Source organism: Psychrobacter alimentarius (assembly GCF_001606025.1).
Lineage (GTDB): Bacteria > Pseudomonadota > Gammaproteobacteria > Pseudomonadales > Moraxellaceae > Psychrobacter > Psychrobacter alimentarius.
The window spans coordinates 2252686-2278082 of record NZ_CP014945.1 but is presented as its reverse complement, the minus strand read 5'-3'; the positions used below and the strand labels follow the sequence as shown (position 1 = coordinate 2278082).

The window sequence follows — 25397 nt, the reverse complement described above, 5'->3', positions numbered from 1 at the left end:
TCATATTAATAATACGTTTTAATTCGAATGGGCTTCTTTAGCTTTTTCGAGCTTGCGGTGCTTTAGTGATGCCCATAGTGCAAAACCAATAAAGGCGATACCGATAAGACCAGTAATCAGCTCAGGTACGTGGAATTTTACAGAAAGCAACATGATAACGGCAAGTGCACCGATGGCGTAATGCGCACCATGCTCAAGATAGATAAATTCATCAAGTGTGCCTTTATCTACTAAGAAAATAGTCATTGAACGCACAAACATTGCACCAATTGCAAGACCAAGCATAATCACGATGACGTCGTTAGTAATAGCAAATGCACCGATCACACCATCAAAACTGAACGAAGCATCAAGGACTTCTAAATATAAGAAACCGATAATACCGCCCTTCATGATAGCGCTAGTGGCAGCACCAGTACTATTGCCTTGAGCGTCTAGTTCTTCTTCAAGATCGCCCTCAAGCATACCAGAGATTACTTGCACACCCAGATACACTAGGATACCCCAAACGCCTGCAATTAATACCGCACCAGCCTGCTCAGCGGTCGCCCAAGATACTGAAATCATCAGGACAATAAGGGCTACGAATACGCTCATGGCATCGACTTTACCCAGTTTTGCTAAGCGACTTTCAAGCCAATCGAACCAATGTACTTCTTTGTCATCAAAGATAAAGTTTAAGAATACCAAGAGTAAGAAAATACCACCAAAGGCTGAAATTTCAGCGTGATGTGCCATCAATCTGGCTGAATATTCTTCAGGATTATTCAATGCCAAATCAATCACTTGCATCATGCCAAGATCGGCAGTCACTGCGACGATGACAATAGGGAATACTAAGCGCATACCGAATACGGCGATCAAAATACCAACGGTTAAAAATATCTTTTTCCAAAATTCGTCCCAGCCCTTAAGGACTGAGGCATTGACCACCGCATTATCAAACGATAATGAAATCTCCATAACGGCCAAAATAGCGGTAATGGATAGGGTAGTTATCAGGCCACCCATACCGCCATGTGAATATCCCCACCACGCTGCTATTGCTAGAGCGATGGCTGTGAAGATAAAATCTAAATAAAAATGTCTCATGACACATCCTGTCTGGTTGCGTAAAGCTAAGGTCAGTCTAGTATAAACACGCCATAAAAAAGTGGTTATCACTAACCACTTTTTATGTATAAATTCAGATGAAACATAAAGTATTATTGACCATTTGGCTATCAATAATTGTGACTATTTTGCAACTAGACATGTTTTATATTTCAAGGCGAAACCCTTGTTTAGATATCAACACCATACTGCTGACACATGGCTTGCAAACCGCCTGAATATCCTTGACCGACGGCACGGAATTTCCACTCACCATTGTGACGATATACTTCACCAAATACCATGGCTGTCTCGACAGAGTAATCTTCTGCTAAGTCAAAACGTACGACTTCAGTGCCCGTTTCTTCATTAACAACACGGATAAAAGCATTGGCGACTTGCCCAAAGTTCTGATTACGAGTAGCGGCGTCATGGATGGTTACCGTCACTACAATTTTATCGATATCAGCGGGTACTTGAGTCAGGTTTACCTTGATGACTTCATCATCACCATCGCCTTCGCCAGTACGATTATCACCTGTATGCTCAACGGAGCCATTATCGGATTTTAACTGGTTATAAAAGATAAAGTCATGGTCGCCACGTACTTTGCCTGCATTATTTAGCAAAAAGACACTCGCATCGAGATCGAACTCAGCGCCAGAAGTTGCACGCTCATCCCAGCCAAGACCGATCAGCAGCTTGGTCAAATTTGGGTCAGTTTTTGTTAGCGATAAATTACCGCCTTTATTAAGTGATAAAGCCATGAAATTGTCCTTATTATTAGAGTCAGTGAAAAGTTCAAATACATTTATAATCATGAAAAAAGCAATGTTTGGCAAAAAATGACATGAAACCATTACTTGATGACGGTCTATCATAACAACAAAAAATGACCCAATCAAAGCTGATTGGGTCATTGTTATGTTTTATCTGAATTGAACACAAAAACAAAGCGTTAGGTGCTGTTTATACTTTAAAGACAATTTTAATGGTCACTATGCTTTGATTATTAAGTAATTACTTAAAGCTAAGTGGTCGCTTACAGACTTTGGCGATGACGAATCTCAAAACTTTGATGAATAGGTTTTTTGATATTAAAATCAAACCCGATCGTTTTTTGTGTGATATCGATAATATCGTAGCGCTGGGTCAACTGCTCATCTAACTCAAACCGAGTAAAGTTATTAGAGAAATACAAGACACCATCAGATGTTAGACGATTCATCGCACGGTTGATAAGAGCCGCATGATCACGCTGTACGTCAAATGTACCTTGGAACTTTTTAGAGTTCGAAAAAGTGGGTGGATCAATAAAGATAATGTCAAATTGCTCAGTATTGTCTTTGATCCATTCAAAGATATCAGCGGCAACAAACTGATATTTGTTACGACTGACATCCAGACCATTGAGTACAAAGTTTTGTTTGCCCCAGTCTAGGTAGTTTTGTGACAGATCAACACTGGTCACTTTTTTGGCGCCCGCCAAAGCAGCATGCACACTCGCTGTACACGTATAAGCAAATAGATTTAATACGGATTTGCCGCGACTGTTATCTTTGATACGTGCACGCATATTACGATGGTCAATGAACAAACCCGTATCGAGATAATCGGTAAAATTAACATAAAGATAAGCGCCGTCTTCACGCGCAACATAAAATTTACCACGCTTCTCAGTATTGCCTTGTTTGCTATACTGATCATTACCAGATTGGCGCGCCCGTGTTTTGATAAAGATTTGTTCACGGTTGATACCAAACACTTCACGAATACCCATCAATGCCAAATTAAAGCGTTTTTTTGCAGTTTCTGGTGGAATCGTTTTGGGCGGCGCATACTCTTGTACGTGAGCGTAATCACCGTATAAATCGATGGCCACTTTGAAATCAGGCAAATCAGCATCGTAGACGCGAATATTGCTGACGTTGTCTTTTTTGGCAAGTTTTTTAAGTTTGGTCAGGTTTTTTTGCAACCGATTGACGAAGTCTTGTCCATCTTCCACGTCAATCTCATGTTTCTCAAAGCGGCTCACAAGGTTGCCAGTTTGTCCGGCGATTAAAGTGCCGTAACGGAAGTAAACCGTGATCGCACCATTGTGACAGCGCAAGGTTTTCGGTTCTTTAATTGGCAGTATGTCGACTTGTTCGACGTTGGACGCCAATATGCCAACCATTGGATTGATATCACTCGCCGCAAAACTGTCTTGCAAAATCAAACCCAAGGCGTGATAAAGCGGCTTGATCATCTCTTCGTCACCCAAACGCTCTCCATAAGGCGGGTTGGTGATGACGAGAGGGTTGCTCATTCGACCATCATCAACTAAGGGTTTTAGGACACCACTAAGCTGATCCAATGCACGCGTTTCAATATCGAGTAGGGGTAATAAATCTTGCAAGCCTGCGGCGATGAGGTTTTTTTCGGTTGCCACAATCGCGCCGCTGTCTGCATCAAATCCCAAGATTAAAGGTAGGGTATCTGGTTGCTCATTCGCAATCTCTAACGCTTCACGAAAACGCATCTGCGCATCATCAATCATCTCTTGCCATAACGCATCGTCATGATGCTGCCACTCATAAAAACCAAATTGATTGGCCGCTTTATCAATGCCCACTGCATAATCGCAATGCATGAGTAGCGCTTCGATAATAAAGGTGCCAGAACCACACATCGGATCGACAAGCGCGTCATAAAAAGGCGCGTTGCCTGCCTCGTTTTTCTGATGCCAGCCTGCGCTATAGAGTAGAGCCGCTGCCAAGTTTTCCTTTAAAGGCGCTTCAGTCATTGCCACACGGTAGCCACGGCGATGCAAACTGGTTCCTGACAAATCCAAATACAACTCGGCTTGTTTGTCGTTTACCGTCGCAAAAATGGAAAAATCTGGATTTTTACTGTCGACATTAGGACGACTGTCATAAACTTCGTTAAAGGTATCGGCAACAGCATCTTTGATACGCAGCATCGCAAACTGCTGGCTGACAGCCACGCGTTTATCAACAGACAGACGAATCGCAAAAGTTTGTTCTAAGTTAAATTGCTCAGTCCAATTGACTGATTTTGCCAAACCATAGATTTGCTCAGCCACATCATATTCGGCATTAATGTTTCTACGTTTGATGAGCATCAATACTCGAGATGCGACACGTGACCAAAGACAAATAGTATATAAATCACGCAAGGTGCCAGTGACCGCCAGACGCCCTGTGCTTTTGATATCGCTTGCAATCCCAAAACTTGTCAGCTCGGTCTGTAGCGGCGTCTCAAGCCCATCGGCACAGGTGATGATAAGATCAAGCGACAACTCTGATGGAGAGGCAGCTGGAGTGGCGGTTGCGGTTGTTACGGTCATACGAATACCTGTGAGCTAAATTGACAAAAAATGCGAATAATGAAATGGGCGATTTAACCAGTAATTTTACCATAGTTCAGGGTAGGATGGTCTAAAGTGCTTATGTTTAAAAAGACGTTTCAATACGAGAATGATTGATTGTCAAAAATTTAAGATGAATTTATAGCATTAATGATCGTTTTTCGTCAGTGGTACACCGTCTGAAACCATTGATGTTGCAGCCGTAAAAGATTTGGTGGCGATAGGATGATCGGTCTCACTTGGCATCAGCAAACGCATATGGGGGTAGGGGGTAGAAACACCCGCATTATCAAAGGCACGTTTGATGTCTTCTCTTAAGTTCTCTTTAATAATGGGCATGCGAGCAACAGCAGCAGGTTTTACCCAAAAACGTACGATAAAGAACACGCCATATTCGCCAATTTCTGCCACGGTGGCTGAATGTTCAGGGCGACTGAGTATCACCTCAGTATCAGTAAGTACTTGTAAAATCTCTTTACGTGCTGTGGCGATATCATCTTCAAAAGCAATGCGGACACGAATGTCAAAACGTATAAAGTTTTTTGAGGTCAGATTAATGACTTCAGATGAAGCAACATTAGAATTTGGGATAATGACGGTGATGTTGTCGCGAGTCAAAATGTGGGTCGTGCGCAAAGCAATCAGTACCACGCGGCCTTCATTTTCATTGATATGGATCCAATCGCCAACCTGAAAGGATTGCTCAAGCAAAATAGTGATACCAGCAATAAAGTTGGCAAGCGTTGATTGCGCTGCAAAACCTACTGCCAATCCGACAATACCCAAACCTGCAACCAATGAGACGATATCAAAGCCAAACTGCGCCATGACGCTGGCAAGCCCAAGTACCAGTAGTAACACAGACAAAATATTTTTGAGCAGCTGCTCTATAGAAGCGTTGAGTCCATAATGCTGCAATACTCTATGAATAACTTGTCCTGACGTGGCCCAAAGCACGTAATAAATACCGGCCCAAGTGCTTGCTTTTGCTGTGGCTTCAATCGTTTCTGGTTTAAAATTCATTTGACTCATAATCGCGATAAAACTGGCGACGATCCAAATATAGCGAAGCACTGAGCGCACAATTTTGGTACGTCGCTCATTTAGCCGAATTTTTGTTCTACTTTGCTTAACCATATAAACCGTGAGCCAATAAAAAAATCCCAATATGGCAAGCAGTATTAGGATTTTTATACCAGTACTGGTCAGCTCAACCGCTTGGGATTTCCAATCAAACGTCTCCTCTTCTATAGAACCGCCAAGTCCAAGATAAAGGCTAGTATGGAGATCATTAACAATCTCTTCAAAAAAATCCTTAATACTAGCAATTTGCATTGTTCAGTCCATGCGGTGTGTGAATGGCATTAGGTCGTTAAGCAGGTAACCTGAGTGACGATTACTATTGAATACATCTAATACTAAATGTATCGTTTCTCTTATGGCTAACCTTATTATTAAAAGTTATTTTCTTGGGTGTCATGAAACTGATAGGGAATTTCCATTTTATGCTGGACATCTTGTAATGCGGTTCTTAGACCTTCTAGTATCGTAGGATGGTAAAAAGGCGTATTTAACAGGTCTTTGACACTCAAATCATTGGTAATCGCTGTTGCTAAAATATGTCCAATGTACTCGGCATCAGGCCCAACCATGCTCGCCCCTAATACTCTGTCGGTTTTTTTACAGCCGTAAATATGCAATAGACCACAGTTGACGCCCATGACACGACTACGACCTTGATTATCAAAACTGACGCTACCCACGACGTATTTTAGGTCTGGATCTTGTTGGATTTCTGGAAGCGATTTGCCAACGTTAACAATTTGTGGAGAGCAAAAAACGATAGAGAAAGGTATCGCAGGAGGGCGAATATAAGCGTCTTCATTATTTTTGCAGACCATACTGCCCGCACTATAGCCTTCATCACTAGCAACATGTAGCAATGGGATATGAGCATTGGCATCACCAACGATATAGACATTCAGATCACCAATCTGACCTGTTTTTTTGCTCAGATCTTTAGGACGGTTTTTGTCATCAAGCTCAACGCCCAGATGTTCAATGCCTAGCTGTTTTATGTTGTTGCGACGGCCTGTTGCGACCAGTACATATTCACCTTGCCATTGCTGTAACTCACCAGCACTGTCTTCATAATCAATAAATGCAGCAGTCCCTTCATTTTCAATAGTATTATGACCAACCTCGTTAATTTTACTGCCCAAATGCATGGTCAATTGACTACTTAAACAATCAATGGCTTTGTTATTAATGTCATCATCTTTAAGACCAGCAACGCGTTTTTCTCGATTGAATAAAGTGACGTCTACGCCCAAACGTTTGAATGCTTGTGCGAGTTCAAGTCCTATTGAGCCTGCGCCGATTACTGCCAGTGACTTTGGCAAATCTGCCAGCTCAAACACAGTATTAGAAGTTAGAAGTGTATCGCCAAGCTTATCGGCCCAACCCTCTGGAATAAAAGGCGAGCTGCCAGTGGCAACGATAATTTGACTGGCCTCAATCAATTCGTCGTTGACTTCAATCAAACCCTGCTCGTTGATATGAGCATGGCCGGCAATTTTTTTATCATCCGGCCAACTGTCTACTTGTTTTTTGATATAACTAGCAAAATGACTGCGCTCATCACGCACGCGCTGCATGACTTGCTTGCCATCTATCTGAGTGGTGGTATGAATACCAAATTCTGTAGAATGGTTGGCATCATGGGCACGATCAGCGGCTGCAATCAGTAGCTTACTAGGCATACAGCCGACAGCGATACAGGTGGTTGTCCAAAATCCTTCATTGATAATGACGACATCATCGAACATTTTACTGGCTTGGCGAAAGGCATTTTGACCAGCTGTACCAGCGCCAATAATAGCCACAGAGACCTTACGAGTGACTTTGGATGAGGCATTATCAGCAGAAACGCTAGACGGTTTATTCATATTATTCTCAAGTAATGTTTTATTAGTAAGGAATGTCTTTATTATTTGGTCCTAGATTTTTATCATAACGTTTGTTCACAGCCATTTCATAATTTTTTTATCAGGTATGGTTTTAGTTTTGTGATGAAGTGGTCAATGTTTCAAGCAAACGCTCGGTGTAGCCTTTAGCACGTAGGTTTCGTTGAGCATGAGTGAGCTTACCTTCGGTATTAAAAACAAAGGCCGAACGTACCAGCCCTAATGTGATATTGCCATACATGTTTTTCTCTTTGATCACATCAAAGTATTGGCATAACTTTTCATCAGTATCGCTGATAAGCGCGATTTGTAAATCTTGCTTTGCAATAAATTTTTCGTGTGATTCTACGCTGTCACGTGATACGCCAATAATATCGTAGCCTAAATCATCAAACTCGTTCAGCTGAGCTGTAAATTCTGTCGCTTGCGTGGTACAGCCTGGCGTATTGTCTTTGGGATAAAAATAAAGGATAAGGCCTTTATTGGTATTGGCGACCATCTCTTTTAAACTAATCTCATCATGAATAAAATGTCCATCCAATTCTCTTACCATGGTGACAGGAAAGGTTGGTAACGTGATGTCTTCTGTGGTTGGCTTTGCCATTGTAGATTCCTTATTGGTTTTGTTTATATGTGATTGGTATATTTATAGATATCTTATTATAGGCAGATTTGCAGCAATTAATGATGAGTTTTACACTTTGTTTCTGTATTGGCAACAAAAAAGACTGGCAATAGCCAGTCTTTTGTATATCAACCTCATGATGGGTTAAGCAGGTTTTTGTGGCTCTTTTAAATCCAAGCCTACTGTGCACTGCTGCAAGTCTTTTTGCATTTTTTTCACATAAGGCAAGTTTGAAGGGTCTTTTTTGTCTTGCGCGTAGCTTTCGATTTCCCACATTTGACCAATAGTCATATTGCTTCGAACGCCGATAGTACAGCTACACAATTTAGTCGCATTGCCTTTATCAGCGACTTTGTATTTGACCGCACCATTAACGCAAGTATTGATATTGTTTTGTTTAATATCAGCAGCGTTTGCTTGTGGAATCACAAACATCGCTGCTAGGGCTAGGGGTAACATCGGCAAAAACTTCATAAACGTCCTCTTAAAGGTGGTGTCAATTTCTTAAATCTTGTACTCAAGTTAGAGTCAGGTCACTCGTATGCGAATGCTTCATTGCATGATAAGTAAATATTGATACGTGCAAGCGCTCATACCATAGCAAGTATAGCGATTAAAATACAACGGCAGCTTGCTGTGTTAATGCAAGTAAATGTTTCGCTAGTGTTTACTATCACTGTTTAATCATAATCGCTATTCTAATGATTATTAAGCTTGATAGTGAGTGGGATCGGCAACGCCTGCTTGGGCGAATCCCTGACGGCGTAATGCACAGCTGTCACAGACACCGCACGCAAGACCGCTGGCATCTGCGCGGTAACAAGAAATCGTTTGACCATAATCAACACCTAACGACAAACCAAGCTCAATAGTTTGAGCTTTTGACAACTGCTGTAGAGGAGTTTGAATAGACAAGTGGTGACCAGTGACCCCAGCTTTGGTGGCAAGATTTGCCATGTGCTCGAAGGCTGCAATGTATTCTGGGCGGCAGTCAGGATATCCAGAGTAGTCGACTGAACTGACCCCGATAACAATGTGATTTGCATCCGTCACTTCGGCAACTGCCAATGCATAAGACAAAAAGATGGTATTACGCGCTGGCACATAAGTGTTGGGTATGGCGTCGTTATCAATCTCATCGTGCTTTTTATTGGGGAACTTATCGGCATCGCCATCAGGTACGATCATGCTGTGGTCGGTCAATGAAGAGCCACCCAGCTGAGCAATATCAATATCGATTATTCTATGATTGACCTCAGCTGCTTCTGCGATGGCCTTTGCTGCTACAAGCTCGCTATTGTGACGCTGACCGTAATTGAAGCTGACCGCAGTGACAGAGGCATAACGCGCCTTAGCCCAATACAAACAAGTGACTGAATCAAGTCCGCCTGACAGTAGGACAACAGCGTTCTGACGCTTATGAAGGTCAGATACGTTGGCATCAGAGATTGGATTGATAGAAGTGTCCTGCGTAGTAGCGTTTGTCATAGTGGTATCTATTATTGGTTTACGAAAACGGGTATTTTAGCAAAAATACCCTCATTACAGAACCATGAGGCTATGATAAAAACAGTATCAAATATAAAGCGCGTGGATTGTCTTGACCGTGTCAACTCTCTCAAAAGAAAACATAAAGCAATAAAACACTATATAGGCATAAAAATTTTGTATATAAAAAGGTCAAACGACCAAGGCAATTTGGTATTTAACTTCATAATTTAATGTCATATTTTCAAACTATTAACAATATTTGTTATAATCGCTGCTTTCAGAACCTCCATGCTAATCCCTTTTTGCTAATGGCACTATGACCCCGCTTTTTAGCAAATGGTCTAACAGCAAAACCATCATTGTAAAGATATTGAGTAATTTATGACCGCAGCGACCTTGTTTACGCCACAGATCACGCCTGAGCTTGATGATACCGGCTTAGATAATCATGCCACAATAATTGAGAATGAGGGCGTGGACTATGATGATGCCGCTGATGATATGAGTGAAGAAGCGCTTATAGAAGGGCAGACAACCTCTCCTGAATCTGCTCAGTTTCGTAAGTTACAGAAAAAGCTACGTAGACAAGTCTCTTGGGCAATTCGTGACTTCAATATGATTGAAGATGGCGATGTGGTGATGGTCTGTGTCTCAGGTGGAAAAGACAGTTATACGTTGCTCGATATTTTATTGTTGTTGAAGCGTATTGCACCAATAAGCTTTGATATCGTCGCTGTCAATCTTGACCAAAAACAACCTGGATATCCTGAAGATATCTTGCCTGCGTATTTAAATGAGCAAGGTATTGCCCACTATATCTTAGAAAAAGACACTTATAGCATCGTAAAAAGCGTGGTACCAGAAGGCAAAACTTATTGCTCAGCATGTTCGCGTCTGCGTCGCGGCTCTTTGTATGGTTTTGCCAAACAAATCGGTGCCACCAAAATTGCACTGGGTCATCACCGAGACGATATGCTCGCCACCTTCTTTTTGAATTTGTTTCATGGTGGAGCGCTCAAGTCGATGCCGCCTAAGCTACTCAGTGATGATAAGCAAAATCTGCTTATCCGTCCGTTGGCGTATGTTGAAGAAAAAGACATCATTGAGTATGCGCGTTTAAAAGCGTTTCCTATCATCCCTTGCAATCTCTGTGGTAGCCAGACCAATCTACAACGTGCCATCATCAATGACATGTTGAGAGAGTGGGACAATGCCCACCCACAGCGTTTGGCCTCTATTTTTAAAGCCATGCAAAACGTAGCACCGTCTCAGCTCGCGGACCGTGAGTTATTTGACTTCGAGCGATTAAGTCTTGAGCGTGATGACAACGAGCGCGTCTTTGAAGGTGATAACATTCAAGCAGGGCAGACCGATAGTTTGGCCGAGATTGGCTTGCCAGTGTCGCCAAAAACACAAACTTTTAACCCAAAGTTCGCGAGTGACAACAGTAACGACCAGCTTTCGACAGGTACAGAAAAAGTAGCAGAGCACAATCGTACTATGCAAAAAATACCTACAATCAATCCTGTTCTATAAGATTGCACTCTCATTGTAATAAAAGGTTCAAGAACAAAAAAACCAGCCATTGATAAGCAATGGCTGGTTTTTATGATGCTATTGGGCATGACAAATAAAATTAGCTTTCTGCAAAAACAGGTAGTGGGCTGAAACTAACCTCCGAGCGAGGCAGTTTGGCCACATCTTGCATACGCCAGTCTTCCTTACCATCATGACTGACTTGTAAGTAGTATTTGGCTTTGACAGGATCGATATCTACTTGTGCACTGTATTTATTACCATCCTCATGCTGTAACACCACATCGCGATCTTTTTTGATATCAGTGGCATGTGAGATAGACAACGCCAGCTCTTTTGGATACACGAGCGGTGTCCCATCTAACAATTTACCTGATTGTAAGCTTTGCTTAGGATAATCCAAATAAAAAACCACATTCCCATTGTCTGAAAACTGCATTTTACCATGCAGGTCTAAATCGTACGTAAGCTTATCACGTGATACATCCTGATAAAGAGTCTTTCCATCCATATACCAATCATCACGTACTACACTGTCACGAATCTGGTAAGAGTAATAAACAAACCAAATGCAAGCGACCACCACAAATGCAGGCATGCCAATGACAAAGATGACAACCATGTAGTTTTTATACCATGGCTGAGAATCTTGATGTTTAAAGTTCGATATTGGAGTAGACATAAAATACCTATTAACTGTATCAACGGATAATCTGACGGCAGTATGCTGCCAGTTAATGATAAATAAGTCCTCCATTCATTTTAGATTAATGGAGGACATATAAGAACCTAAGTAGCTAATATCTTAAAATTACTGGCCTTGAGTGGTGAAAACGTTTTGTTTGCTGACTTTGTACTGACCATCTTCGCTGGTCACATTTAGAGTAATGGGTGTTTGACCAAATTCAATAACATCAGGATCACCATAAATACTGACAGGCATATCAAAGCTTTCGCCTGCTTCTAATGGTACATCATTAAACCGTAACTCTAAACTCAAACCCTCTTGTGGGGCAAGCGTAATTTTATAATTATGAGCATCCTGCGTCTTATTAGTCAGTTTAACGATATAGCTATTTTCGATCATGCCTTGCGTGTTTACAGAGGACAGCTGATTGCGGTCACGACGAATATCAATCTCTAATGGAACACGATCGGTTAGCGCATAGATAATGCCACCACACAATATCCCCAATAGTGCCAGATAGGCAAACAATCGCGGACGCAACACTCGGCTGGGTTCTTTTTCCGCCAATTGACGCTCTGTAGTATAGCGAATCAGTCCACGGGGATAGCCAACTTTATCCATAATTTCATTACAGGCATCAATACAGGCTGCACATTGGATACACCCAACTTGTAGACCATCTCGAATATCAATACCTGTTGGACAGACCTGAACACACATCTGACATTCAATACAGTCGCCTAAATCTTCAGGATTTGTGCCTTTTTTGCGAGCACCTCGAGGCTCACCGCGCTCATAGTCATAAGATACAACTAAGGTGTCTTTATCGAACATCACACTTTGGAAGCGCCCATAAGGACAGATCTGAATACACATTTGCTCACGCATGTAGCCAGCGTTGGCATAGGTTGCAAACGTAAAGATAAACATCGAAACCCAGATCCATGTCGGCCAATCTGGGATTGGCACCACACCAATCATTTGCCAGCTTTGATACAGATAATCTGTTCCAGCAACGTAGCTGACAAAGGTTGCTGCTGTAATCACTGAAAACAGAAACCAGATAAAATATACCAAAGAGCGCTTAAAAACTTTTGTCGCACTCATTGGTGCTTTATCAAACTTAATTCTCTTATTGCGATCGCCAATCACCCACTTTTCAACATATTGATACAGATGTGTCCAAATCGTTTGCGGACACGCATAGCCACACCAAACACGGCCTGCATAAACGGTCACCACGAATAAAGTAAAGGCTGCAATAATTGCAAATATAGCGATGAAATAAAAGTCTTGAGTCAAAAAGGTCATGCCAAAGATATAGTAATGCTGTGAAGGCACATCAAACCATATTGCTTGCCGATCATTGTAACGTAGCCATGGCAAAAGCAAAAAAGCAGCCAAAAGCGCATACATGGTAATAACCCGAATATTCTGATAAAAACCTTTAACAAACCTAGGGTGAACACGATGCTTGGTTGCATCAAGATCTACTTGTTGCACAGGAATTTTATTAGAGTGTTGTGCTGACATAAACGTGCCTCTTTTAAAAAAGAATCAGTTTGCTGGCATGATGAACAAACACCTGTACTGATCAGATGTATGAATGTGTGATGTTATCCATGTCAGTAAGCGGCGGATAAAACAGAAATACAGTCCAAATCCACTACTAAAAATCAATTGCGAATGAATGGCTTAATAAAAATCAATAATGACGATGAAGATCAGTAACTTATAGGACAATTTAAAATACCGTTATTTTAACATTATCCCTACTTTAAATGGGGTAATGATCTTAAAAAGCAATCAATATGTAAGAATAACTGCCTATTGGACAGTCATTTTACGACTTCAATTTATAGAGAATAAATCTTCTAGTATAAAAAGATAAAAAAGGGAGAACTGTTATGACAGTTCTCCCTTTACTAAAGCTTGTCCATTTTAATTAAAAAGCTAACTCAGAAATATCAATTAGCAGTTGCTGTTTCAGTTGCTGCAGGTTGAGCGGCAGTATTAGCAACGGCTGATTGAGTAGCAGAAGTAGCAGTACTAGCAACAGCTGGTTGAGCGGTCTTATCTGATAAAGAATAGACATAGGCCGCAAGAAGCATAATACGCTCATTACCTAACTTAGTTTGCCACTCAGGCATGACACCCGCACGACCATAACGTAAGGTCTCACGAATAGTCTCACGGTCGCCACCATATAACCAAATTTTATCCGTTAAGTTTGGCGCGCCAGTTGAAATCATACCTTTGGCATCATTACCGTGACAAAGTACACAATTGGTAGGCTGATTAAATATTGCCTTACCTTGAGCAACCATTGTTTGATCTAGCTCATAATCTTGTTGATTACCAGAAATAGATAAAACATATTCAGCTGCCGCACGTACGCCATCTTCACCGATTTGATCACGCCACGCTGCCATACCACCGACGCGACCATTATGTAGTGTCGTCAAGATATTTTCAGGTGCGCCACCATACAACCAGTCGTTATCCGTCAAATTAGGATAGCCAACTGCGCCTTTAGCATTTGAGCCATGGCATACTGAGCAGTTCTGTAAGAACAAACGACTACCCACTTTTAAAGCATTTGGATTTTCAGACAACTTCTCAACGTAAGGAGCAAGTTCTGCTACTTTTCCATCAATCTTAGTCTGTAGATCGGCAGGTGGGTTTTCACTATGACTTCTTGCTGACTGTAGCTTAGCAAGTTCGGTCAAAGTAGACGTCGCACCGCTGGCATCCGCTTGCGCTAAAATGTTCTTTTCAAAGTTATCAGTAAATACTTTATTGTTACTTTCAAGGTCACTATATAGCTCGTTCTTAGAGGTCCATGGCACAGTTTCGCCATCAACTTCTACGGTGGCAAGTCCTTCCCATTTTCCTGGAACCATTGCTGGGAAAAATACCCAATATACAACTCCCCAAGCGATAGACCCAAAAAATATTACTAACCACCATTTTGGTAAGGGTTTGTCATATTCTTTAATGCCATCATAAGCATGACCTGTTGTACCGTCGTCTTCTAGCTTTGGCTTGTATTTCAATACCATTAGTAAGATGCCGAGGATAAATGCCCAACACGCGAAACTTAGTAAGGTAATCCAAGAACTCCAAAAAAATGTCATCGTTCATCCTTATTGCGCTGCTCTTCAGACAAAGCTTTTACATCTTTGTCATCAAGCGCAAGTTGTGCATCTTCTTCGAAACGTTTTTTGTTTTTTGGCGAATACGCCCACCATGCAATACCTACGAAAGCAATAAAGGCAGAAACGGTCGCAATTGTTTGTAATTCACCAATACCCATTAGCGCTGTCCTTCCATCGCGGTACCTAGCTGCTGTAGATAGGCAACCAAAGCATCAAGCTCAGTGGCGCCAAGAACAGCATCAGGAGCCCCTTCGATATCTTCTTCAGTATAAGGCACACCAAAGCGATCGCGGAATAGACGCATTTTAGTTTGAACGTTCGCACCATTTACTTCGTTGGTAGCAAGCCATGGAAAGCCTGGCATGACTGATTCAGGTACTAGCGAACGCGGATCAATCAAATGCTGTTTCTGCCAGTCTTCTGAGTAGCGGCCACCAACACGTGCTAGATCAGGTCCAGTACGTTTTGAACCCCATAAGAACGGGTGGTCCCATGTTGATTCAGCAGCACGCGAGTAGGGTCCATAACGTTCAACTTCAGCACGCAGTGGACGAACCATCTGTGTATGGCAAACGTGACAGCCTTCACGAATATAGATATCACGACCTTCAAATTCTAATGCAGTCCAAGGCTCCATAGAGGGAAGGGGAGCGTTCACACCACCTTCTTCAGGACCTTTATAGTCATAGATCAACGGCACGATTTCAACTAGCGTTGCAAAGCTAATAGCAATAACGATACCGATGACCAACAAGCCTGTATTTTTTTCAATAATTTCATGCGGTGTACCAGCCATGATCGCTCCTTATACGTTAGCAGCTGTCGAGGTTTCATCGACACTAGGTTCATGATCAGTTGGATCTGCAATGTCCACAGGTTTACCTTCTGGCATCTTGAGCGTTTTATAGCAGTTATATGCCATAACGAACATACCCGATACATATAAGAAGCCACCAAAAGCACGACCCATATATGGAAAATGTGAGAACTCAACGGTATCAACGAAACTATATACCAAAGTACCATCAGGATTCGTTGCAAGCCACATCATGCCTTGACCAATACCTGAAATCCACATAGATACGATATAGAAGATAGTACCTGCAGTTGCCAACCAAAAATGCGTGGTAATTAAGCTAATAGAGTACATCTTTGGTTTATTATAAATACGTGGTAACAAGACATATAATGAACCAATAGTAATCATACCAACCCAGCCAAGTGCACCTGAGTGAACATGACCAATCGTCCAATCCGTGTTATGTGATAATGCATTGACCGTTTTAATTGACATCATTGGGCCTTCAAACGTCGACATCGCGTAAAACGATAATGCCACGATCATAAAGCGAATGATGGGATCGGTACGCAGCTTATCCCAGCTACCTGAGAGGGTTAATACACCATTAATCATACCGCCCCAAGAAGGTGCGAATAGGATAATAGAAAACACCATTGCTAGTGATTGTGTCCAATCTGGCAAGGCTGAATAATGTAAATGGTGACCACCTGCCCACATGTACGAAGCAATCAATGCCCAAAAGTGAACAATAGACAAACGATAAGAGTAAATAGGACGACCAATCTGTACTGGGACAAAATAATACATCATCCCAAGGAAGGCAGCCGTTAAATAAAAGCCGACCGCATTATGTCCGTACCACCACTGTACCATTGCATCGGTCGCACCACTAAATAACGAATAAGACTTAAACGCACTAACAGGAATTGCCATGCTGTTCACGATATGCAGCAGTGCAATCGTAATAATAAAAGCGGCAAAAAACCAGTTAGCCACATAAATGTGTGAGGTTTTACGTTTGATGAGAGTCCCGAAAAAGACAATGGCATAAGATATCCATACCAAGGCAATCAAAATATCGATTGGCCACTCAAGCTCTGCATATTCTTTAGACGAAGTCAGACCTAAAGGAAGCGTAATAACGGCTGATACAATAACCGCTTGCCAGCCCCAAAAGGTAAACCAAGCCAGATAAGGAGCAAATAATCTTGTCTTACAAGTACGCTGAACAATATAGTAAGACGTTGCGAACAGGGCAGAACCACCGAACGCAAAAATGACTGCATTAGTATGTAGCGGTCTTAGACGACTAAAGGTCAGCCATGGAATATCAAAGTTAAGTGCTGGCCATACTAACTGCGAAGCAATGAACACCCCAATACTCATGCCGACGATGCCCCAAATCACGGCCATTGTCGTAAAAAATCTTATGACAGTAATTTCGTACTCACGGTCCACTGGGGCGACTGCTGTGTTTTGTAAACTCATTGGATGATTCCTTTACAGCCCGAATTATCAACAGAATTAACTAATGCACCGCATCATCTGCGTTATAAAAATTTATAAGCAAATAATGCTTGCGGGATATACTGCTTTTTGATTCACTTATTACCGTAACGCTATTAACTATCGCTTTAAGCGTTCTCTTATATTAGCCAGTACTAATAAATCAGAAGAGAAAACTGAAACACTCAGTGCTCATAGCTAATCGATAGTAGGATTGTTAATAGGTTAAATAAGAAGATGCGCCGTTTTTTAACATCAAACCTCTGATGAGGTTAAGTATTTATCTTCATTATTATCAAAAAATTTGCACCAATAAAGACAGATACTAATATTCATAGAAAACACATGGCAATAGACTTGTGCTAGCGGCGGCTGACAAAAAAACAGGTTTATGTAATATTTAGTTAAAACTCCCGACTCTGTTTAAGGGTATTGTAACGCAATCTTAATGAAATATCATTAGGACTATGCGCCAAAATACAAACTCTTTAGTAAAAATATTAGCGATCAACTTGTTACCACTGGGTTGTCTCTTCATTTTATACACAAACATATCACTATTCTAGGGATATGTTTGTGCTAAAAAATAGACAGAGTGCTTCAGTGAGCGCAAAAATACGAGCAATATTTTTGTAACAATTGCAGTCTAAGCGATATAAATAGGTTTTACTTATCATTAAGTCGCCCCTTATAATGAGGCAGAAAAAGAGTGATGCTAGCGCCTGTCTATGTCGATACTATCTGCTCTATTTTATAATTCAATATTTAATCGGACGAGAGCGAAACGACTCAGTCCTACATAATACCAATTAAGGAAAATAACATGGCTGTATTTTTGACAAATGAATGGTTTGAGCAAGTAGAGCAAATGGGGAATGAAGCAGGTGAGCTTAACTTGCCACCAGCACTTGCCAATATGATCGTCAATCTAAAGGTATCTGACGCTGAGCAAGATATTGAAGCCAACTTTACGAATGGCTTATTACATCGCGGTTTGAATGATTCGGCAACAACGACCTTATTGCTTGATCGCGATATTCTACAATCTATTATCACTGATTTTGATACCAATCAAATCATGGGTGCATTCATGAGTGGCAAGATTCGTGTCGAAGGCGATATGTCACAATTGATGGCAGTACAGACAGCGCGTCCAAGCGCGGAGCAAAAAGAGTTATATAGTCGTATTAAGTCAGCGACGACAATGGCTTAGTGATTTTTAGACAAGTCTAAAAATTATAACAAGAAAGCCCCTAATAGATATTAGGGGCTTTTTTATTGATTCAGCATATACTCAAATATTTTTCTTACTCAATCAACTGGCTTTTGATTGCTGGGTAGCATTTTGTTGATTTTCTTTATAGATAGCCGCTTGTAACCAGACGTTTGCTTGTACATAGTCATTAACTTTAATAGCCGCGGTCTCTGGTGTATTCAGTGCGCCAATCCGCATCACAAATGGATCTGCATCTTGTTCACGCAATACTACCACGTCAAATAAAATGATGGATTTGTCATTAAATACCGTGTTTTGCTTGCCCAGTACTTGACCTTGACACCATGCTTCGTCTTCTTGTCCTAGGGTGTCGCCAAATAGATAAGCGCACATATGACCCAAGTTGATTTCTACGGGTGCCATTTGTGCTTCGGTCTCAGGTTTCCATTCGCTGATCTGTGCTTGCAGATCGTCCGGAATTTGACCATCGTTGGCCGCCACGATGTCATTAAACGCACGGTGATAACGGATCGATTCTTGATCTTCTACCATAATCACCTCATTTTGTTCGCTTGGTTTGATTTCGTGTGCCCAAGCACTCAAGTTCACAAAATAAGACGTATCACGCTGATAAAGATGGCGATTGGTTGTATAAAGCTGGTCAAAGGCATAAATGATACTGCCATCAGCCGTACGCAAACGTAAAACGGCATCGTGCGAGCTGTCATTGGCAATGACGCGCTCAATTTTACAGTTCAGCCCATAAGGGCTGTCGACACAAGGGTAGGCATTGATAAAGCATTCAGGCTTACCATTTTTCATCGCCAGTACTTGGTTGATATGGCAAGGTTGGTTTTCAGATAGCAGCAAGCAGCTGTCTTGAGCGCTCACATTGCTATTGAGACCTTTAGGCATTGCCGCTTTTTCAATCATCTTTTGTAGCCATTCTGGCACGTCATGACTCATGTCATCGGTTAAGATACGCCAATGATCAGCGTGACCTGCAGATTGCTCATCGGTTAAGGTGATTTTGGTAGGGGTTTGGATATTTTTATATTGGTAATTAATAGTCATGAAAATACTCAAAATTAAGTCAGCGTGAAGTTTGAACCCAAAACTGCTGTTGCGTATGTACCATACAATACTTAACGATATTGGTTTATGATAGTCAGCAATGTGATCATCAGCATAGAGTCAACAAACAGCAATAAATGGTTAATGACAATTGTCCTTAGCATACAATATATAGGTATTGACGCAAGTAATAGCAAGTCCTTCATTAAAAATAGTAACAAAACCCAAATTTTTATCAGAAAATATACTCAATTTTCTCTAATGAGTGGCACATATCCAACAAATTGTGTCAAACTAGCTCCCTTTTGACAGCTGTCCTTGAGCTGCCTTAAACCCTGTTTTTGTGTTCGATTTATATGTGAGTATGACAAATGCAAGCGCATAGTGCATTTGATATAGCTCATTTTATAACATATATAAAGTCGCACGTAGATAAGATAAAGAGTTTGAATATGTTTCGTCCTTTAGCGTTATTTATTGGCTTACGATACACCCGAGCAGAACGCAGTAACCGTTTTATCTCCTTTATATCGCTCATCTCGATGATTGGTTTGACGCTGGGAGTGGCTGTATTAATAACGGTGCTGTCGGTCATGAATGGTTTTGATCGTGAACTCAAAACCCGTATCTTGGGTATGGTGCCGCAAGCAACTGTCGTTTCAACCGAAATCATCGGTGATTGGCAGCAATTGGCTGATAAAATCAAAGAAGATCCAGAAGTGGCAGCCGTAGCTCCCTTTATTCAGTTGCAAGGCATGCTGACCTCAAATGGGCAGGTTGCCGGAATCATGGTCACAGGTGTCGATCCTGAGTATGAAAAAAAGGTTTCAATCATCAATGATCATATGATTGAAGGCAGTATCGATACCCTACAAAGTGGCGATTTTAGCATTGTGCTGGGTGAAGAAATGGTACAGTCATTAGGGCTACGTCTTGGTGATAAAGTCACACTGGTACTGCCAGAAGCTTCGCCTTCGCCTGCAGGCGTTATACCGCGCTTCAAACGGTTTACCTTAACAGGTATTTATACGATCAGTCCTGAAGTTGATAGTTTGATGGCGTTCATTCCAATGAACGATGCTGCAAAACTACTACGCCTTCCTGATGGGGCACAGGGTGTGCGTATGAAGCTCAATGATATCTTCAATGCGCCAATGGCATCAGAAAAAGCAGCAGCGATCGCGCCTGAACGCTTATATCCTAATAATTGGACGCAAACTCACGGCAATCTATTTGGCGCCATTCAAATGGAAAAAGCCATGGTAGGCCTGCTGTTATTCTTAATTATTTTGGTTGCAGCCTTCAATATCGTGTCAAGTCTAGTCATGCTTGTCACTGATAAAAAAGCAGATATTGCGATTTTAAAAACTTTTGGCGCATCTCCTCGTTTGATTACGCAGGTCTTTATGGTGCAAGGGGTTGTTATTGGTGTTATTGGTACGATTGCCGGCACGATATTGGGCGTAATATTTGCGCTCACTGTTAGCGATATTTTAGGCTTCATTAATCAGACTTTTGGTCTGAATTTATTTGATGCTTATTTCGTTAACTATTTGCCATCGCAGTTACGTTTGTTAGATGTTGTATTGATCACAGGCGCTTCGTTCATCTTAAGCTTCTTAGCAACCATCTATCCAGCACGCCGAGCGGCTAGAATCCAGCCAGCACAAACCCTACGTTATGAATAATTAGAAACATTAGTAGCCCAAGATATGAATAATGTCCCTTAAAATATAAGCATGTTTTAAGGGAGGCTTGGGTTTCTAGAGGCTAATTAAACTTGATGAGGCATCAACCTCAGTATGAATAGAATAAAGGAAGCGTCATGTCTGCCATTTTAGAGGCAAAAGATATCAATAAGATATACGATGAAGGGGCAGTTAGTACGCAAGTATTGACTGGTCTTGATTTGACTGTTCACCCTGGCGAACGCATTGCTATCGTTGGTACCAGTGGTTCGGGTAAAAGTACTTTACTACACTTGCTTGGTGGTCTTGATACACCAACCAGCGGCGAAGTCTGGCTTCATGGGCAATTGCTAAATAGTATGAATGAAACTGAACGTGGTGCCATGCGTAACAAGTATTTAGGATTCATTTATCAGTTTCACCATCTTCTGGCGGAATTTACAGCCGTTGAAAACGTTGCTATGCCTTTACTGATGCGTCCAAAAGTATCGATAAATGAAGCGCGTCAACAGGCAATTGATATCCTAGAGAGTGTTGGCCTTGAGCATCGACTGGCACATCGACCAGGTGAGCTGTCGGGGGGCGAACGTCAGCGTGTTGCCATTGCCCGTGCGCTTGTGACCAAGCCCTCGCTTATTTTGGCGGATGAGCCGACAGGTAATTTAGATTATGATAACGCACAGAGTGTTTTTGGGCTGTTATCAGAATTGCAAAATACCATGCAAACGGCATTACTCATGGTGACCCATGACCGTAATCTGGCGGCATTGGCAGATCGCCAGCTTTTGCTACGTAATGGTCATTGGGAACAATATTAAACCTGTCACGCAGCAATGTGAAATCAGCAAGACAAGAAAAAGACATCATAAAAGAATGATTAGTCACTCGCCATTTCTGATAATGAGATAAGGATGAATACAATGAACGCAAACGACGATCCAATTGAAGCTTTCGGCAGCGCTGAAGAAGGAAACGAGCCATTAAAGCCTTATATGGATGCAACGCTATTTGATACGTTTGATAGACACGCACAGGTAGAGATTTTAACGCCTGTGTTTGATGCCATTACTTTGGCTGGTGCTGATTTTGATTTAAAAGCGCAAGACAGTGCAACGGGTAAACGCTACACACTCCTCAAGAATGACGAGGTGATTGACGTTTTTGTTATGAATGCAAATCTTGCCGATGAGATTCAAGTGGCAATGGAAAACAGCAAAGACGAAGAGTGATTGAAACAAAAAGCGGCTCTACTGTTTAGAGTGAGTGATACTTGATCACATATCAGTATCGCTCACAACAGATAGGCTTTAATTATCATTAGTTGTGTGGGCTTCTACTAATTTGATATTAATGAGATGCTATCAATCTTTGGGTGACTTATCCGTTGGTTCCTGCTGCCGTTTTTGCCAGCTAATGACGGTTTTATAACGCCAAATTGCTTTAAATGCCAATCCGCAAATAAGGCTTGTGATAATCGCTAAAACGATGACCCCGATACAAAAAGCCGCAAGTGAGACGGTGCCACGATAGGTCACAAAAGGATTGTCACCATTCGATAGTATCCATAAGCTAAAGTCAGCAATCATCCGCCCGATCAGTCGTAGACTAATCATCGGCACATCAAGAATCTTGGCCCCCACATAGTAACTTGCATAAAAAACGGGTAGGGTTGTGAGCGGATTGGTAATCCAAGTCAAGCCTAGCGCCATAGGTACATTGGCACGGAAAATCAATGAGCCAATCAGTGCCAATAGCATCTGTCCTGGCAATGGAAAAAAGGCACTGAGTACACCAATATAGACGGCCTTATTCAAACTATGGCGATTAAATTGCCACAATCTTGGGTCTGCCAAATGGGGTGCGAATAATTTTAGAGTGCGACTTTCTAGGATTTTCTCCGGTGTAGGCAGCAAGTCTTTTAGACGTTTTTGGGGCACGGGATCGCCTTTAATCGTTAAAGACAGTCCGATCAATCTTATTGATGGACTGATATAAAGTAATGTCATTAGTAAGAAGTGGGAACAAGAACATATTGGATGATAGTGTCAGATGGGTGTTATCGCAATATGTATAATCAGTATAGGGCAATATAAATAGAAATGCTATTACATGAGGTAGCAGTTGTGGCTGTTTGAGTCTAGATCGTATTGACACATTTTTTTGATAACACATTTCTATATGTGATTGCATCGTTTACCCTTATTATCAAGCAAGGAGCACGGGTGTATTGGTTAATTGTTGGTCTGATTCTTGTAGCGATGATAGGTGTGTTGGCAGTCGCAGACAGTATACCAATGTCGCTCGATTTATTTTTGTCAGGTCTTACTAATCCTTCTAGCTTATTTTTATTATTAACGACGTTATCCATCATTTTGGTGGTTGTTCTTCAATTTACGACACCGTCAGCAAGTAATCTAGAATCTTCTCAGACGTCTTCCAATATTCTACCTCATCGCTTTTTCCGTATTATTATTTACATCTTAGTCGCTGTTCTGGCAACCGGGCTGATAGTTGGCAGTGCCTTACAAGCGATAAGTAGTTATCAACAGGCAAGAACCACAGAAATTGTTGAACCTATACGTGTGCAAGCATTGGTAACGATTGAGGGGATAAGTGATAGTGTTTATGATGCCTCTATGGAGAGTGGTTATCGACAGGTTGCCATCGTTAGTCAAATCTCACCATTGGTTTCTGATTTAAGCATTCAAGATTTAAATAAAATAACAGACAAGTATGTAATTAATAATAAGAATAATAGCCTAAGCAATGATAATTCACTTAAAAATTTTGCTCACAAATTTGGTAGTGAAGGCGCTACACATCGAATATTGCTCAACGCGTATCCAAAGAACTCATCCAAGTCCTCACTTGGCAAACCCTCTAATGACAGTCAACTAAGAAGGTTGAACCATTTAAAGCCAGGTGATCAGCTATTTATGAGTCTGGCACTAGCACCCCTTGCGACTTCCGAGCAAACCATCAATAATCCCTCTGGCTTCGATAGTTATCGCTGGCTAAAAGCGCGACATGTTGATGGAGTAGCGAACGTATTAGCGACTAGCACTGTGACTGTGCCTGACGCTAACTCAACATCAGTATTTTCTGATCATTCCTATATCCACAACTTTCGCACTCGAATTGACCAAGGACGGTGGCCATTACGCCAGCATTTTTATGAGGATTGGTTAGAACTGACGGCGATTGATCAGCAAGCGAGAGCGGTTACTTTGAGTTTGTTAACTGGTGATCGTAGTTTAATCAGTCGAGATACCAAAGATCTGTATCAACTGGCTGGTATCTCGCATTTGCTGGCCATATCAGGCACACATATTTTGTTTTTGGCTATTATGTTGTCAGCAGGAGTGGTCTTTATCTTTGATCGACTATACCCGACGGTGTATCGCTCTGTCCCGCGCTGGCAATTGCGCTGGGGAGTGATGGTGGGTGCAGCTTTTGTGTATGCGTTATTTACAGGTTTTGACGTGCCAGCTGCGCGTACTGCTTGGATGATATTGGCATTGGGGTTGATACGTTTGACATTGCTACCTATCAGTACGATACGTGTCTTATTTGCGTTGGCCGTGCTGATTGCATGGCATGACCCTTATGTATTATGGCAAGCAGGCTATTGGTTATCTTTTATTGCTGTGGCACTACTACTCAAATACGATGATACCTCAAACAGAGATGCACAATCTGATACAGTCCATAACGTCGGTTTAGTGAATGCTTTTTCTAAGCGTATTTGGGAGACAAGTAAACGTCTATTTAAACTACAGTTTTGGTTATTTATTACTTTATTACCCATTACTTTGCTCTTATTTGGTAAAGCGTCGCTGTGGTACACGTTACATACTCATTTTATATCCCATACAATACATACTTAAATGATGACATTTAAATGAACCGATTTATTAGATAGTATAAAAATTTATATAATGAGCTATAAAACTATTAAGTGGACGAACAGCTTATATCAAAAGATATTACATGTGAGTTGATCGCAATAAAATATTTTTTAATTTTTAAGTTGATGACTACCAAGAATGGAATGGTAATGAGTAGACAGCGTAGACCAAATAGAAAAAATACCTACTTGAAAATATTCTATTAATTATATTTATATTTTACTTAAAAATTTAATATTAATTGTTTTTTAATATTAATACTCGAAGGCAGTAAATA

At 41.3% G+C, this 25397-nt stretch carries 22 protein-coding genes; 6 read left to right on the top strand and 16 right to left on the bottom strand.

Going from position 1 to position 25397, the window contains the following annotated elements; genetic code table 11:
• Nucleotides 1–18: 18 nt before the first annotated feature.
• The 8 genes from A3K91_RS09285 to queC all read right to left on the bottom strand — a co-directional run bounded on the left by A3K91_RS09285 (nucleotide 19) and on the right by queC (nucleotide 9541).
• Nucleotides 19–1092 (bottom strand): DUF475 domain-containing protein, encoded by a 1074-nt coding sequence (locus tag A3K91_RS09285; protein ID WP_062844999.1) that lies wholly within the window; start codon nucleotides 1090–1092, stop codon nucleotides 19–21.
• Nucleotides 1093–1283: 191 nt separating this feature from the next.
• Nucleotides 1284–1859, bottom strand: coding sequence for a TerD family protein (locus A3K91_RS09280; RefSeq protein WP_062844998.1), 576 nt, complete (start codon nucleotides 1857–1859; stop codon nucleotides 1284–1286).
• A 275-nt stretch (nucleotides 1860–2134) separates the two neighbouring features.
• A complete protein-coding gene (gene rlmKL, locus A3K91_RS09275; RefSeq protein WP_062844997.1) occupies nucleotides 2135–4441 on the bottom strand; it encodes a bifunctional 23S rRNA (guanine(2069)-N(7))-methyltransferase RlmK/23S rRNA (guanine(2445)-N(2))-methyltransferase RlmL in 2307 nt (768 codons plus the stop codon).
• Nucleotides 4442–4609: 168 nt separating this feature from the next.
• Nucleotides 4610–5797: a mechanosensitive ion channel family protein gene (locus A3K91_RS09270; RefSeq protein WP_062844996.1), complete on the bottom strand. Its 1188-nt coding sequence runs from the start codon at nucleotides 5795–5797 to the stop codon at nucleotides 4610–4612.
• Nucleotides 5798–5916: 119 nt separating this feature from the next.
• Complete coding sequence (locus A3K91_RS09265; RefSeq protein WP_062844995.1) at nucleotides 5917–7410, bottom strand: dihydrolipoyl dehydrogenase; 1494 nt, start codon at nucleotides 7408–7410, stop codon at nucleotides 5917–5919.
• Between the two features lie 112 nt (nucleotides 7411–7522).
• Nucleotides 7523–8032, bottom strand: coding sequence for a peroxiredoxin (locus tag A3K91_RS09260; protein WP_062844994.1), 510 nt, complete (start codon nucleotides 8030–8032; stop codon nucleotides 7523–7525).
• A 165-nt stretch (nucleotides 8033–8197) separates the two neighbouring features.
• Entirely contained in the window at nucleotides 8198–8527 is a 330-nt protein-coding gene (locus A3K91_RS09255; RefSeq protein WP_062844993.1) for a hypothetical protein, read from the bottom strand.
• Nucleotides 8528–8761: 234 nt separating this feature from the next.
• Nucleotides 8762–9541, bottom strand: coding sequence for a 7-cyano-7-deazaguanine synthase QueC (gene queC, locus A3K91_RS09250; protein ID WP_062844992.1), 780 nt, complete (start codon nucleotides 9539–9541; stop codon nucleotides 8762–8764).
• Between the two features lie 384 nt (nucleotides 9542–9925).
• On the opposite strand from queC, the gene ttcA reads away from it, so the two are divergent.
• Complete coding sequence (gene ttcA, locus A3K91_RS09245; protein ID WP_062844991.1) at nucleotides 9926–11080, top strand: tRNA 2-thiocytidine(32) synthetase TtcA; 1155 nt, start codon at nucleotides 9926–9928, stop codon at nucleotides 11078–11080.
• A 100-nt stretch (nucleotides 11081–11180) separates the two neighbouring features.
• Here ttcA and A3K91_RS09240 read toward each other — a convergent pair whose 3' ends face one another.
• From A3K91_RS09240 to ccoN, 6 genes are all read right to left on the bottom strand, one after another.
• A complete protein-coding gene (locus A3K91_RS09240; RefSeq protein ID WP_062844990.1) occupies nucleotides 11181–11762 on the bottom strand; it encodes a FixH family protein in 582 nt (193 codons plus the stop codon).
• Between the two features lie 129 nt (nucleotides 11763–11891).
• Complete coding sequence (gene ccoG, locus A3K91_RS09235) at nucleotides 11892–13301, bottom strand: cytochrome c oxidase accessory protein CcoG (RefSeq protein ID WP_062844989.1); 1410 nt, start codon at nucleotides 13299–13301, stop codon at nucleotides 11892–11894.
• A gap of 434 nt (nucleotides 13302–13735) precedes the next feature.
• Entirely contained in the window at nucleotides 13736–14905 is a 1170-nt protein-coding gene (gene ccoP / locus A3K91_RS09230) for a cytochrome-c oxidase, cbb3-type subunit III (protein ID WP_062844988.1), read from the bottom strand.
• Nucleotides 14902–15084 (bottom strand): CcoQ/FixQ family Cbb3-type cytochrome c oxidase assembly chaperone, encoded by a 183-nt coding sequence (locus tag A3K91_RS09225; protein WP_062844987.1) that lies wholly within the window; start codon nucleotides 15082–15084, stop codon nucleotides 14902–14904. Before A3K91_RS09225 ends, ccoP begins: the two co-directional genes overlap by 4 nt.
• A complete protein-coding gene (gene ccoO / locus A3K91_RS09220) occupies nucleotides 15084–15722 on the bottom strand; it encodes a cytochrome-c oxidase, cbb3-type subunit II (RefSeq protein WP_062844986.1) in 639 nt (212 codons plus the stop codon). The genes A3K91_RS09225 and ccoO overlap by 1 nt, the downstream gene beginning before the upstream one ends.
• Before the next feature lie 9 nt (nucleotides 15723–15731).
• Nucleotides 15732–17216 carry a cytochrome-c oxidase, cbb3-type subunit I gene (gene ccoN / locus A3K91_RS09215; protein ID WP_062844985.1) on the bottom strand — a complete coding sequence of 495 codons (1485 nt, stop codon included), beginning with the start codon at nucleotides 17214–17216 and terminating at the stop codon, nucleotides 15732–15734.
• 841 nt (nucleotides 17217–18057) lie between these two features.
• Here ccoN and A3K91_RS09210 point away from each other — a divergent pair.
• Entirely contained in the window at nucleotides 18058–18447 is a 390-nt protein-coding gene (locus A3K91_RS09210; RefSeq protein ID WP_062844984.1) for an SCP2 sterol-binding domain-containing protein, read from the top strand.
• A 102-nt stretch (nucleotides 18448–18549) separates the two neighbouring features.
• Here A3K91_RS09210 and A3K91_RS09205 read toward each other — a convergent pair whose 3' ends face one another.
• Nucleotides 18550–19524 carry a hypothetical protein gene (locus tag A3K91_RS09205; RefSeq protein WP_062844983.1) on the bottom strand — a complete coding sequence of 325 codons (975 nt, stop codon included), beginning with the start codon at nucleotides 19522–19524 and terminating at the stop codon, nucleotides 18550–18552.
• Between the two features lie 452 nt (nucleotides 19525–19976).
• Between A3K91_RS09205 and A3K91_RS09200 the strand changes: the two genes are divergently transcribed.
• The 3 genes from A3K91_RS09200 to A3K91_RS09190 all read left to right on the top strand — a co-directional run bounded on the left by A3K91_RS09200 (nucleotide 19977) and on the right by A3K91_RS09190 (nucleotide 22441).
• A complete protein-coding gene (locus A3K91_RS09200) occupies nucleotides 19977–21212 on the top strand; it encodes a lipoprotein-releasing ABC transporter permease subunit (RefSeq protein ID WP_062844982.1) in 1236 nt (411 codons plus the stop codon).
• Nucleotides 21213–21349: 137 nt separating this feature from the next.
• On the top strand, nucleotides 21350–22030 hold the full coding sequence (lolD, locus tag A3K91_RS09195) for a lipoprotein-releasing ABC transporter ATP-binding protein LolD (protein WP_062844981.1): 681 nt from the start codon (nucleotides 21350–21352) through the stop codon (nucleotides 22028–22030).
• A gap of 102 nt (nucleotides 22031–22132) precedes the next feature.
• Nucleotides 22133–22441 carry a hypothetical protein gene (locus tag A3K91_RS09190; protein ID WP_062844980.1) on the top strand — a complete coding sequence of 103 codons (309 nt, stop codon included), beginning with the start codon at nucleotides 22133–22135 and terminating at the stop codon, nucleotides 22439–22441.
• 132 nt (nucleotides 22442–22573) lie between these two features.
• Here A3K91_RS09190 and A3K91_RS09185 read toward each other — a convergent pair whose 3' ends face one another.
• Nucleotides 22574–23149 carry a DUF2062 domain-containing protein gene (locus A3K91_RS09185; protein WP_228139850.1) on the bottom strand — a complete coding sequence of 192 codons (576 nt, stop codon included), beginning with the start codon at nucleotides 23147–23149 and terminating at the stop codon, nucleotides 22574–22576.
• A 285-nt stretch (nucleotides 23150–23434) separates the two neighbouring features.
• Here A3K91_RS09185 and A3K91_RS09180 point away from each other — a divergent pair, with 285 nt between their 5' ends.
• The gene (locus tag A3K91_RS09180) at nucleotides 23435–25099 is read left to right on the top strand and encodes a ComEC/Rec2 family competence protein (protein WP_062844978.1); all 1665 of its coding nucleotides are present in this window, start codon (nucleotides 23435–23437) and stop codon (nucleotides 25097–25099) included.
• Nucleotides 25100–25397 lie beyond the last annotated feature (298 nt).